At 67.3% G+C, this 12494-nt stretch carries 11 protein-coding genes; 4 read left to right on the top strand and 7 right to left on the bottom strand.

What is annotated here, in order from left to right:
- Window positions 1–408: 408 nt before the first annotated feature.
- The 3 genes from ABZ942_RS35755 to ABZ942_RS35745 are packed head-to-tail and all read right to left on the bottom strand — an operon-like array spanning window position 409 to window position 3231.
- Window positions 409–1296 carry a biotin-dependent carboxyltransferase family protein gene (locus ABZ942_RS35755; RefSeq protein WP_357390027.1) on the bottom strand — a complete coding sequence of 296 codons (888 nt, stop codon included), beginning with the start codon at window positions 1294–1296 and terminating at the stop codon, window positions 409–411.
- Window positions 1293–1943, bottom strand: coding sequence for an allophanate hydrolase subunit 1 (locus ABZ942_RS35750; RefSeq protein ID WP_357390025.1), 651 nt, complete (start codon window positions 1941–1943; stop codon window positions 1293–1295). Before ABZ942_RS35750 ends, ABZ942_RS35755 begins: the two co-directional genes overlap by 4 nt.
- A 10-nt stretch (window positions 1944–1953) precedes the next feature.
- Window positions 1954–3231 carry an MFS transporter gene (locus ABZ942_RS35745; protein ID WP_357390023.1) on the bottom strand — a complete coding sequence of 426 codons (1278 nt, stop codon included), beginning with the start codon at window positions 3229–3231 and terminating at the stop codon, window positions 1954–1956.
- A 156-nt stretch (window positions 3232–3387) separates the two neighbouring features.
- Between ABZ942_RS35745 and ABZ942_RS35740 the strand changes: the two genes are divergently transcribed.
- The 3 genes from ABZ942_RS35740 (at window position 3388) to ABZ942_RS35730 (ending at window position 5727) form a co-directional block, all read left to right on the top strand.
- Window positions 3388–4095: a GntR family transcriptional regulator gene (locus tag ABZ942_RS35740; protein ID WP_357390021.1), complete on the top strand. Its 708-nt coding sequence runs from the start codon at window positions 3388–3390 to the stop codon at window positions 4093–4095.
- A 95-nt stretch (window positions 4096–4190) separates the two neighbouring features.
- Window positions 4191–4661, top strand: coding sequence for a GAF domain-containing protein (locus tag ABZ942_RS35735; RefSeq protein WP_357390019.1), 471 nt, complete (start codon window positions 4191–4193; stop codon window positions 4659–4661).
- A gap of 172 nt (window positions 4662–4833) precedes the next feature.
- Complete coding sequence (locus ABZ942_RS35730) at window positions 4834–5727, top strand: class I SAM-dependent methyltransferase (protein WP_357390017.1); 894 nt, start codon at window positions 4834–4836, stop codon at window positions 5725–5727.
- Between the two features lie 49 nt (window positions 5728–5776).
- On the opposite strand, the gene ABZ942_RS35725 is transcribed toward ABZ942_RS35730, so the two are convergent.
- Window positions 5777–6442, bottom strand: a complete 666-nt coding sequence (locus tag ABZ942_RS35725; protein ID WP_357390015.1) for a maleylpyruvate isomerase family mycothiol-dependent enzyme — start codon at window positions 6440–6442, stop codon at window positions 5777–5779.
- A 67-nt stretch (window positions 6443–6509) separates the two neighbouring features.
- On the opposite strand from ABZ942_RS35725, the gene ABZ942_RS35720 reads away from it, so the two are divergent.
- Entirely contained in the window at window positions 6510–7424 is a 915-nt protein-coding gene (locus tag ABZ942_RS35720) for a MerR family transcriptional regulator (RefSeq protein WP_357390013.1), read from the top strand.
- A 70-nt stretch (window positions 7425–7494) separates the two neighbouring features.
- Here the strand turns inward: ABZ942_RS35720 and ABZ942_RS35715 are convergent, their stop codons facing one another.
- From ABZ942_RS35715 to ABZ942_RS35705, 3 genes are all read right to left on the bottom strand, one after another.
- On the bottom strand, window positions 7495–9180 hold the full coding sequence (locus ABZ942_RS35715; protein ID WP_357390011.1) for a hypothetical protein: 1686 nt from the start codon (window positions 9178–9180) through the stop codon (window positions 7495–7497).
- 297 nt (window positions 9181–9477) lie between these two features.
- A complete protein-coding gene (locus tag ABZ942_RS35710; protein WP_357390009.1) occupies window positions 9478–10716 on the bottom strand; it encodes an acetyl-CoA acetyltransferase in 1239 nt (412 codons plus the stop codon).
- A gap of 32 nt (window positions 10717–10748) precedes the next feature.
- Window positions 10749–12491, bottom strand: coding sequence for a class I adenylate-forming enzyme family protein (locus ABZ942_RS35705; RefSeq protein ID WP_357390007.1), 1743 nt, complete (start codon window positions 12489–12491; stop codon window positions 10749–10751).
- Window positions 12492–12494: the final 3 nt, after the last annotated feature.

Below are 12494 nucleotides of genomic sequence, written 5' to 3'. Positions count from 1 at the left end.
TTCGCGGGGCAGCGGCGGCAGCTGGTTCTCGTCAGGCCGTACCGGCCAAGTTCCTCCCGGGCCGGTGTTCGGCGCATCCGGTCCGGCGGTGGCCGGCGCGGCGACCGCGCATGAAACAGCGAGCGTGAAACCTACTGCGAATATGGCACGACAAACACGGATCACTAGCGGGGCACCTCTCACGCGAAGATGACATCGAAGCCAGAAGCCGCCGATAACAGCGGCCGCCAACCGGGACACCATCGAGCGCCCGACGGACCGAAAGAGGTCTCAGTCCACACGACGGTTCGCAGGTGTGTCACTACGCAACCAGCCAAGGTTTGCCAGTTACCGCTGTGCAAACTGCATAAGCCTCGCCAGGCCTGCGGAGCCGCAGGTTGCTGCCCGAACCGGCTCTGGCCGGTGCGATCAGGGGTGAACCGGGCGAAAGCGCAGGTGTTGACCCGGTCGCAGCTGCGCGAGCAGGTCGACGTCGGCGGTGACGACGGTGCCGATCACCGGGTAGCCGCCGGTGATCGGGTGATCGGCGAGGAACACGACCGGTTCGCCACTCGGTTGCACTTGGATCGCGCCGAGTGGCATGCCCTCGGTCGGCAGCTCCTTGTCGTTGATCCGGCTCAGCGGCGGCTCGTCGCCGACGCGGGCCAACCGCACGCCGACCCGATCGGCCCGATCGGTCATCGCCCAGGCGCCGGTGAACAGCGAGCGCGGATCGGTGAACCAGTCCTCCCGCGGCCCGAGCAACACCCGGACGGTGACGACACCCGATCGCACCGAAGGGACCGGCGCCACAGCGACATTCGGCCACGGGTACCCGTCCGCCGAGCCCACGCCGAGCTCCGTTCCCTCGGTCAGCGGCTCCGGGCCGAGCCCCGCGAGGGTGTCCCGGCTGCGGGAGCCGAGCACCTCATCGACGGCGATGCCGCCGCGCACGCCGACGTATGTACGCAGCCCAGCGGCGGCCAGGCCGAGCTTCAGCCGCTGGCCGGTGCCCAACGCGATGACCGACGCGTTGGCCTCGGCGACGCCGTCCACGGTGATCGGCGCGTCGGCACCGGCCACCGCGAGTAGTACCGGCGCCTCGGCCACGAGTTCCAGTCCGCCGAGCAAGGTTTCGATGCCCGCGGCATCCTCGGGATTGCCGACCAGTCGATTCGCCAGCTTCAGCGAACCGCGATCGGCCGCACCGGAGACGCCGACGCCGACCGAGAACCAGCCGGGCCTGCCGAGGTCCTGGATGGTGCTCAACGGACCCGGGTCGAGAATCCGCAGTACCGCACGACGCGTCGAACTCATCCCCTCGCCTCCTCGGTGAACCGAACCCTGGTGCCCGGGCGCAGCAAGGATGGTTCGGCTCGGTCCAGGTCCCACATCCGGACGTCGGTGGTGCCGATGAGCTGCCAGCCGCCGGGCGAACGCCGCGGATAAACGGCGCTGTACCCGTCGGCCAAGGCTACCGAGCCGGCGGGCACCGAGGTCCGTGATTCCGTCCGGCGCGGTACGGCCAGCCCGGAATCGGTGGACTCCAGATAGCCGAAGCCCGGCGCGAATCCGATGAACGAGCACCGCCACACCGCTCGGGTGTGCGCGGCGATCACGTCACGGACCGAGATACCCAACTGCGCCGCAACACTTTCCAGATCCGGCCCGTCGTAACGGACCGGGATGGTGCGCAGGGCGTCAGGTTCCGACTCGACCGAACCAGCACCCTGCGTATTCCGAAACAGTTGCCGCAGTTGCTCTTCGACGGCACGGGCGTCCGCGGTATCGGTCATGGTAACCAGGATCGTCTGCGCGGCGGGCAGCACATCGTGCACGCCCGCGGGCAATTCGCGCCGCAGCAGGTCGATGAACGCGACCAGATCGGCGTGCTCGTCGGGCGCGACGAGCACCGACCGGTCCCCAGCGGGCAGTATCCGCAGCGGTGCGCTGATCGCGGACATCGACACTCCTTCAGGCTAATTCGCGGCCGCGGGTCTCCGGCAGGCCGAACAACGCGAGCACGGCGAGCACATAACCGAACGCGCCGAACATCATGGCCCCGGCCAGTCCCAGCGTGGTGGAGGCCAAAAACCCGACCACCGTGGGGAATATCGCGCCGACGCCGCGACCGAAGTTGTAGGTGAAGCCCTGCCCGGTGCCGCGAGACGCGGTCGGATACAGCTCGGACAGGAATGATCCGAAGCTGGAGAAGATGGCGGCGGTGCAGAATCCGAGCGGGAAGCCGAGGATCAGCACCAGCGTATTCGCGCCCTCCGGCACCTGGATGTAGGCGACCATGAAGGCGACCGACAGCACGGCGAAGAGTTGGATGGTGCGTTTGCGTCCGATCCGATCGGCGAGGATGCCGCCGGTGACGTACCCGAGGAACGCGCCGCCGATCAGCATGAACAGATAACCGCCGGTACCAACGACATTCAGGTGTCGACTCTTCTTCAGATAGGTCGGCAGCCAGGTGGCGAGGGTGTAGTAGCCGCCCTGCACACCGGTGGCCAGCACCGAGGCGAACAGCGTTGTCCGAACCAGGTCCCGCCGGAAGATCGACGCGAACGATCCGGCCCGCTTGCCCGCCGATTCGCGCCGCTGCGTGACGGTTTCGGAGTCGGTCAGATTGCGGCGCACCCAGATGATCAGCAACGCGGGCAGCGCACCGGTCCAGAACAACACCCGCCAGGCCAGGTCTTCGCTGACGAACTGGAAGACCAAGGTGTAGACCAATACCGCCAAGCCCCAGCCGACCGCCCACGCGCTCTGCACATAGGCGACGGTCCGGCCGCGGTACTTGGTCTGCGCGTATTCGGCGACCAGGATCGCGCCCGCCGCCCATTCACCGCCGAAGCCGAGCCCCTGGAAGGCCCGGAACACCAGCAGCGTCTCGAAGTTGGGCGCGAAGCCGCACAGCACCGTGAACAGCGTGTAGGTGGCGACGGTGAGCTGAAGGGTGCGTACCCGCCCGATCTTGTCGGCGAGCACTCCCGCCAGCGCGCCGCCGAGCGCGGACACCAGCAGCGTCACGGTGGTGAGCAGACCGGCCTTGCCCGAGCTGATCACGAAGTACGACGAAATGGCGCCGAGCGCCAACGGCAGAACCTGGAAATCGTAGGCATCCAAGCCATATCCGCCGAACGCGCCGAGGAAGGCCTTCTTGCCTTTGGCGCTGAGGGTGCGGAACCAGTCGAAGGGTGGAGATTTCTCGGCCGGATCCACCGGGAGGTCTGTGGAAAGGCTCATGGCTGCCTCGCAATGCTAGAGCTCCGGAGAGCGACGTACGTCACAGCAGCGTACGGATCGTTGAACGATTCTGCAATCCTAAAGTTGGATCGTCGGCTGGCAGTTCGATCCCTGAGTTATGCTCGAACAGCAAAGCCACTGGTCCGCGGAGGTTTGATGGCAATACCGGTAGATCGGCCCGATCCCGTGTACACGGCGCTTTCCGAACACAAGGGTCTGCTCGCCCGGTCCAGTCGCAGTTCTCAGACCGCCGACATCGTGCGTGCCAGCATCCTGGATGGGTCACTGCGACCGGGCCAGCGGTTGTCCGAGCCCGATATTTGTGCGGCGCTGGGGGTTTCGCGCAATACCCTGCGGGAGGCGTTCCGCTCGCTGATCGAGGAACGCCTGGTTACCCACGAGCTCAACCGTGGCGCGTTCGTGCGCATCCCCACTTCGGACGATGTCGCGGAGCTCTACCAGTGCCGCCGGGTGATCGAGGGTGCGGCGGTGCACGGGTTCGACCGTGCGGGGCAGGAACCGACAGACCTTGCCGCCGCCCTGGCGCGCGCGGATGCCTGTGCGGCGGAACAGGATTGGACCGGCGTCGGCACGGCCGACATCGATTTCCACAAGGCGATCGCCGCACTGAATCGCAGCAGGCGGCTGGATCAGATGATGGCGAGCGTGTGGAACGAGCTGCGACTGGTTTTCCACGTGATGGCCGACCCGCTCACCTTTCACGAGCCCTATCTGGCCCGTAACCACGAGATCTACGAGGCGATGATCGGCGGGCAGTCCGCCGCGGCGGAGAAGATGCTCGCGGACTATCTCACCGACGCCGAATCCCACATCCGCGCCGCGTACACCCAGATCGTCGCCTGACCCTGGTTTGTCGCAGGGTGAGCGCAATCGTCGCGACCGGACCGTCCGCCGAGGAGAGTGAGACGACTTGTCCCGTCTTGCCAGGAGAGGTCCCCATGCCCGATAGCAGTGCGCGGTTCCGGCCGATCGAATCGTTGCTCGAACAGACGGCGGCCGAGCTCGGCGTGCGGTCGGTCCTGGTCATGCGGTCGACGCCGACCCATATGGCGGTCGAGGCGACGGCCGGCGCCGCCGAGGTGCACTACACGGTGGGTGCCGAGGGCAAGAAGGGTGCGGCTTTCGCGGATGCGCAGGAGCTGTACTGCGAGCGGGTGGTCGACAACGACACCGAGCTGTTCATACGCGACTCGCGCGCGGATCCGGTCTTTGCGGGCAACGCGGACGAGGTGGAGTTCGGGTTGGTCAACTACCTCGGGTTGGCGGTGCACAATCCGGACGGCAGTGTGTACGGCACCGTCTGCGTGCTCGATGACCAGGCGCGCGACTACACCCCCGAGGAGCGGGCGCGCCTTGCCGAGCTGCGTGCGGCGGCCGAACAGGCCCTTGCCACCGAGCCACGCCCCTGATCGCGCCCTGACCGGGCGTTCTGCAGGGTTCGCCGCCAAGTCGTAGGATCAATTCGGTCACCGCTCTACCCTTCCGACAGCAGCGCAATTGCCACGTCGGCAAGCGGATCGCGTGCATCTCTACCGGAACTGCTTGCCGGACAGGTCATTCAAAGACTTCGAGGAGAGCACCATGCGTACCGAAGGTGATACCTGGGACATCGTCAGCAGCGTCGGGATGACCGCGCTATTCGTCGCGGCCATGCGGGCGGTCGAGTCGAAACAGCCCGACGCCCTCGTCCACGACGAATTCGCCGCGTTGTTCGTCGCGGCCGCCGACGATCCCGACATGAATCAACTGCTCAACGATCGAGAGCTATGGGCGCGGAGCCCGCTCGGCACCGAATTCATGGGACTGCGCAGCAAGTTCTTCGACGACCTCTTTCGCACCGCGGCCGAGGCCGGGGTGCGGCAGGCGGTGATTCTGGCCGCAGGGCTGGACGCCCGCGCCTATCGCCTGGACTGGCCGCAGGGCATGGTCGTCTACGAGATCGACCAGCCCAAGGTGCTGGAATTCAAGCGGCAGGTCCTCGACAGCGCGGGCGCCACGCCCAAGGCCGACCGCCGGGAGGTGGCCGTCGACCTGCGGGACAACTGGCCCGCCGCGCTGATCGAGGAGGGCTTCGATCCCACCGTGCCCACGGTGTGGTCGGCGGAGGGCTTGCTCCCGTATCTGCCAGGCGCCGCGCAGGACGCACTGTTCGCTCGGATAGCTCAGCTGTCGGCGTCCGGCAGCACGCTGGCCTGCGACGCCTTCGACGCCGATGTCGACCTCGCCCAGCTCGCCGACCTACAGGCCGAGCAACTGCGCGACACTCCCTTCGGGACGGTCGACTTCACCAGCCTGTTGTATACCGACGATCGCGCGGATCCGGCCGAGTGGCTGACTGATCAAGGCTGGACCACGACCATCGTGCCGCCCGAGGAACTGGCCGAGCGTTATGACCGGCCGCTCACCGCCGTCCTCGAGCCGTACGCCGAGATGTTCAACAGCATCAAGTACTTGACCGCCGCCAAGCCCGCCTGATTGCCCACGCGCTTGTGGGGGCCGCCGCTGTTGATGGCGGCCCCATTGTTCAGGCCTGATTCGCGATCAGGGTGGCGGCGAGCGTGATCGCGCCGGGACCGGTCAGCAGCGACGACGCCGCAGTGCGGCCCGTCGCGAGCAGGAGCAACGCACCCGCGGTGCCCTCGACGAGCAGGCCGTCGCCGGCCGACCAGTCGATGTCGGTCGCTACGAGGCGATAGCCCGCCAACCGGTCGTCGATGCCGAACCGGTCGCCGGTCGCCCACACTCGATCCAGCGCGGATCGTGCTGGCACGGAAGGCATCTCGCGGGTGAGGCCGAGCGGTATCGCGATGTCCTGGACATGCACGAGCATGTCCAGCAATCGATCGGTGGGGATCGTGCCGATCGGGAAGAACCGCGACGGCACGCTGGCGCGCAACTCCGCGTGCAACTGCCGGGTGCTGACGCTGTCGGCGTGCCGAATGGCGGTGTCGCGCAACGCCCCGTGCACGCTGCCGCGGGCGCGCAGCAGGTTGACCAGGATCCAGCCGAGGTTCGCACGCGTGCACAGCACCACGTGCGCGACGACATCGCGCACTCGCCAGTCGGCGCAGAGGGATTCGTGGTCCCAGTCGGACTCGGAGCGATCGGCGAGCAGGTCGGCCATCCGCTGGCGCTCGGCGGCCACCGCGTGCCAGATCTGCTCGGTCGTCATGGATTCGATGTGGTTCATAGCTCGACCCTCTCACTCGACGTTCCACTACCGTAAGAACTCCACCCGAGTGGAGGTGCAAGCTACTGTGACCGAGGACACACCGCACGGCGTGGTGAGCATCGGCGAGTTGGCGCGCCGGACCGGCGTGCCCGTTCGGACGATCCGGTTCTACTGCGACAGCGGGATTCTGGAGTATCACCGGACCGGCGGCGGTCATCGGGTGTTCGACGCCGCCGCGGCCGACCGGCTGCTGCTGGTGCGCCGACTGCGTGCCATGGGTTTGCCACTGGCCGCGATCGAGCGGGTGCTGGACGGTAGCGAGACGATCAGCGAAGCCGCCGCCGTCGAACGCGCCGCGCTCGATGCCGAGCTCGAGGCGCTGCGGTGGCGGCGGGCGGCGCTGGTAGCCATCGAGAACGCACCGCCCGAGGAACGGGCCGGGCGGCTGGAACTGCTTGCCGCGGTGCACGACCGGGGCGCGGTGATCGAGAGCATCGTCGCGTTCTGGCGGCCCATCCTGGTGCCGCTGCCGCGCGAGGAGTTCGATTCGTTCATCGATATGAACGTGCCCCCGCTGCCGAGCGAACCCGCACCCGCGCAGGTGGTCGCCTATGCCGAGCTCACCACCCTCACCACCGACCCGCACGTCAAAACGGCGATGACACATCAGATCTGGCGATCGGATGGAGACCGGATCAGCGACCGGCTGCAGTTCGTGACCTCGGTCGCCGACGCGTTCGAGGGCGCGGCACCGCTCGTCGCCGCCCACGAAATACCCCGTCCTGGACCAGAACTGGACCAGTACGTACAAGCCCACGCGGCCGCCAGGCACGAACGGGACACCCCGCGATTCCGACGCGAGCTGCTGACCACCGGCACGACCGACACCGATCCCCTGCTACATCGTTTCTGGCGGCTCACCGCCGATATCACCGGCACGGAGACAACGGTGGGGGCCGTCCACTACTGGCTGCTGGACGCGCTACGCCAGACAGTCTGAAGCCGCTCCCGGCCCGATCTTCCGGGCAAACACGAAGCGGCTGAAGACTTTATGGAGTTGTGCGGTCCGGCTAGCGGTCGCGGCCTGCTGCCGGAGTGGATGTCTTCCGGCTCGTCCGGGCGCGGCGGCGGGCGGCCTGCAGTTCGGCGAGTTCCTGTTCGAGGATCTCGGCGATGCGGAACTGGCCGGTGTCGTGGATCTCCGGGGTGGCCGGAGCATCTTTGGCGGCCTTGGGATCGGCTGCGGTAGCCGCCTTTTCGTCGGCCGCGGCCGGCTGCCGCTTGATGGCGGCGGTGGTGGCGGACGCCGCGGCGGTGGCGGACGGGCGGTCCGCCGCGGCCACGGCGGCCTTGTCCGGGGCCGGTGCGGCAGGCTTGCTCGGCTTGGCCGGGGCAGGCTGCTGCGCGGCGATCTTGGTCGGCGTGGCCGGCTTCGGGGCCGCCGCGGTGACCGGCTTGGTGGCCGCCACAGGGGTGGGCTTGGTGGCTACCGGAGTGGCGGGCTTGGTCGGCGCGCCGGCGCCGTTCACCGGGGTGATCGGCTTGCCGGCGATCCCGTTGTGCTTCTCGCCGTTCACCGGCTTGCTCGGCACGACCGGCTCGTCGGCCTGGACCGGCTTGGAAGTACCGGGGGCGGTGCCGTTTTCGGACTTCGTCACCGGCGGCGTCTCCGCCGTGATGTCGGAGAGGTCGCTGCCGAGGGTCGCTGCGGCCACGACCTTCGCCGACGGTGCGGGGGCTGCCGAGCGGAAGGCGGACCGGGTCGGCGCGGGCGGCTCCGGCGCCTTGTCGTCTTCGTCGGCGAGCACGACGGTGTCTTCGATCTCGGGATCGACGATGCTGGCCGGTGCCGCGTTCAATTCCGCGAGCGGATCCGGCTCGGCCTCGACGGTCAGTTCGGCGAACGAGCTGGCCGCCATCACGTCCGCAGAGCGTCGCATCCGGTAGCTGGCGAGTGTGGGCAGAGTGCGCCGGATCTGCTCGGCCGGGTCGGGCAGATCCCGGACCTGATCGGTGGCGCGGTGGATGGCGAGGCCGTAGCGGGCGCTGGCGGCGTCGTGGATGAGCAGCGAGACGCCGATCATCACCGGCGCGACGGCGTGCACGGCGGCGTCGTACCAGTGCTCCGCGCGCAGATACGGGTACGTGTTGAGAGTGACGGTCAGCCCGAGCAGCGCGACCTCGGCGGCGACGACCTGCTTGCGGTTGTCGACGACACCCCACTCGGCCACCTTGTTGGTGCCGATCATGATGATGATCAGGCAGACGCTGATCATGCCTTCCAGCAGGTAGCTGAACCAGTACAGCGGGTCACCGGGGCCGCCGGGCGCGATGTTGTGCTGGACGTTGACCGCGGACCACAGCATGCCTGCGGCGACGACACCGGCCAGCGCGCGCAGTGACCAGGCGCGGTGCCGATATAGGGAGGCCAGTTTGGCATGCGGGCTCGACTCGCGGCGCTGGGCTGCAATTGCCTTGCGGGCCACCAGGAGATCTCGCATGTCGGCCTTCTCGATCGCTTCGGTGGTCTGCCTGGCGCGGTCGGCCGCTCCCGCGGCGGCTTGAGCCTCTTTCCAGCGCTGACCCCGGTCTTGCCCGCGAATCTTCTCGGCGAGCTCGCGTTCGGCCAGTAGCTCATCCTCGGAGAGCGCTTCGGTCAACGCGGGATCGAATTGGTATGCCAGCCGGCCACGGGCCTTCTCGACCCGCCGCGCCAGCTGTGTGACCTCGTCCTCAATGGGATGCTGGATGGTCATTTCGGCTCCAAGAGGAGATTCGATGGCAGACAAGTGATCACGCGTGGGAAGGCTACATCGCATTCGCCGTCGACGCACCGTTGCCAGCGAAAACCGTCGATTTGCCGGGAGAATGCGGCGTGCCGCGACCGCGTTTCCTGGATGATCATAGAACAGGCACGACGATTCGCAACCGCAAAGTTGCGGACGATCGATAGCCGAGGATGCTCGCGGGACGCTGTGCGGCGTCGGTCACCGCACGCCGAGTGTCCTTGCACCGTGGGCGAATACGGCAAGATCAGGAACGGCTCGACTTCACTATGACCGTTTCGTCTGACTCTGCACGATGAAACTCGCTGCGGTCGTGGCGCTCCCGCCGATGTTGAGGGTGGCGAACCGGTGCGCATCCGGCACTTGGTACGCTCCTGCATTCCCGGTGACCTGTTTGTAGGCATCGAGTACCATTCGTACACCAGTCGCACCAACAGGATGACCACCACCGATCAATCCGCCGCCGGGGTTGACCGGCAATCGGCCGTCACGCGCTATATCGCCGCCCTCCACGGCTTTCCAGCTCTCGCCGGGACCGGTGATGCCCAGATGGTCGATCGCCATGTACTCGGACATTGAGAAACAGTCGTGTACCTCGATGCCGTCGAGCGCGTCGATATCGGGCAATCCGGCCCGGTGCAACGCGTCGAGCATCGTCTGTCGCACATGGGGAAACACGTATTGATCGTCGGCCGAGACACTTAGCTTCTGCGCCAACGACAAACCTGCGGTGCGATGTCCCCAGCCGCTGACCACCGCGCGCTCGTCGGGCCGTAAGTCGGTGCGCCGCGCCAAGAATCGATCCGACACCAGGATCACGGCGACGGCGCCATCGGTCATCTGACTGCAATCCTGACGGCGCAGCCGGCCGGCCACCGGCGGGTTCGCGGTGTCGCCGGTGCCGAAGCTGTCCGGGGTGAAGGTCCAATTCCTGGTCTGTGCAAGCGGGTTGGTGCGGGCGTTGGTGATGTTGAGTTCGCTGATCGCGCGCAGGTGGGCGTCGTCGAGTCCGTAGCGCCGATCGTATTCGTCGGCGAGTTCGGCGAACATGGTGGGCCACACGAACTTCGTGTCCTGCGCCTCGTGGCCGACCCAGGCCGCGGCACCGAGATACCCTGCGGCTTCGTCACCGGGGACAGTCTTTTCCAGCTCTGCGCCGATCACCAGCGCGCAGTCGTAGCGACCCGATTCCAGGTCGGCCATCGCGGCGAGCAGCGCCATACTGCCGGAAGCACAGGCGGCTTCGTGCCTACTGGCCGGGATGCCCCACAGCTCCGGGATGACCGTGGCGGGCATGCCGCCGAGTTGGCCCTGGCCGGTGAACAACTGGCCGAACGCATTTCCGACGTGGATCACGTCGACCTCGGCCGGCGCGAGGGCCGTCGATGTGAGCGTCGCACCGACGACCTCCCCGATGAGTGCGTCGAATCCCTTTCCGGCGCGGTGCCAGTTGACCGCGAAATCGGATTGGCTCCCGCCGAGTAGATGAATGGTGCTGGTGGACATGGAAACTCCTGTATGTCGTGGATAGGCGGCGATCAGGCCGGGTCATCGATGAGCGTCGAGCGCAACTCGCGGCGCAGCAGCTTGCCGACCGGGTTGCGGGGCAGTGTTTCGACGATCTCCAGACGTTCCGGCAATTTGAACGACGCCACCTCGCGGGCCCGCAGATGATCGACGAGAACGTCCAGCGTGACGGCCGCGCCGGGCTCGGGAACGATGAAGGCACAACACTTTTCACCGAGCACCGGATCCGGATAACCGACCACCGCCACGTCGGCGACGCCGGGAGCGTCGGCAAGCAAGCCCTCGATCTCGGCCGGGGCGATGTTCATGCCGCCGCGGATGATGATCTCCTTGATCCGGTCGACGAAACGCAGATAGCGGCCGTCCACGCCGCACAGCTCGAATACGTCTCCGCTGCACAGGAACCCGTCGTCGTCGAACGGTTCGGTCGTTGCGGTACCGGGCAGATATCCGCCGAACACGGCCGGGCCCGCGAGCCGGAGTTCGCCGATGCCACCGACTTCGGTGACCGTCGCGCCGGTGCTGACATCGACGAGCTTGACCCGCGTACTTTCGGCGAGCCGGGTGGCCCAGCGGACGCCAGGCGCGCCGTAACGCGGCAGGTATTGCGCTCGCATGATCGGATCGGGGAAGTCGATGGGCGCACCGAGCAGGGACACGCCTTCGTTGGAGCCGAAGAAGTTGAGCACCTCGATGCCGAGGTCTTCCTGCCAGCCGCGAACGACGCTGGGTGGCAACGGCGCTCCGCCGGAACCGACTCGTTGCAGCGAGGACAGGTCGGCCGAGGCGCGGAGTGTTTCGTTGTGCAGCAGCATCGTCAGTAGCGCGGGCGGCATGCTGGTGTGGGTCACCCGATGGTGCGCGATCTGGCCGAGGAACACCGGCAGATCCAGGGGTTGGTGCTGCACCAGGTGCCCGCCGGTGATCAGCCACGGCAGGAACGACGCGGCGAAGCCCGCCATGTTGACCATGGGAAAGGGGTTGAGCAGCACCGACTCCGGGGTGAGGTGCAGTCCGTCCTGCACGCCCCAGGCCATGGCGAGCCAGTCGCCGTGGCATCGTGGAATTCCCTTGGGCGCGGCCTCGGTTCCGCTGGTCCAGCAGATGGTGACCCGGTCGTTCACCGAAATCGTCAGTCCGCGAACGTAGCAGCGCAGCCGCTCCCGGTCTGCCGTATCCACCGGCTCGTCCAGTGCGATCGCGGCGTCCGGCACGCCGGGGCCGAAGGCGAAGACGGTGCGCGAGTCGCCCGCCACTTCCAGTGCCTCGCCGGCGAGTTCGCGTCCCGACAGCTCGCCCGTGGTGATGATGGCCGTCGCGTCGGCCGCAGCGATGATGCCGGTCAGTTCATGACGGCGGTAGGAGGCGGGCATGGGTGTCGCGACCGCGCCGAGTCGCCACAGCGCGAAGTAGGTGGCGGTCAATGCGATCGAGTTCGGCAGCAGGACGGCGACGGTATCGCCCTGGCGGATTCCGTTGCGGTACAGCACGGCTGCGAGATCGATGGTGTGCTCGTCGAGTTCGAGCCAGGACAACGTTCGCGGCTGTGCTCCGGTCAATGCGGCGAGGTTGGCGGGATCGGTGACGGCGGGCGCATCCGGTGCCGTGTCGATTCGGCGTTGCAGGAGTTCCGGCAGCGTATCCGGTTGCCACCAGCCACGATCGAGATACTCACGCACCGTGTCCTCGGGGTGGCAGGTGGGTACCGACGCAGTGGTTACGGCATCAGCTGCGGTGATCGGCGACTCGACCATGAT

The sequence above is a fragment of the Nocardia sp. NPDC046473 genome (assembly GCF_040645995.1).
In the GTDB taxonomy this organism is placed as follows: domain Bacteria; phylum Actinomycetota; class Actinomycetes; order Mycobacteriales; family Mycobacteriaceae; genus Nocardia.
This window is presented reverse-complemented; position numbering and strand designations above follow the sequence as displayed.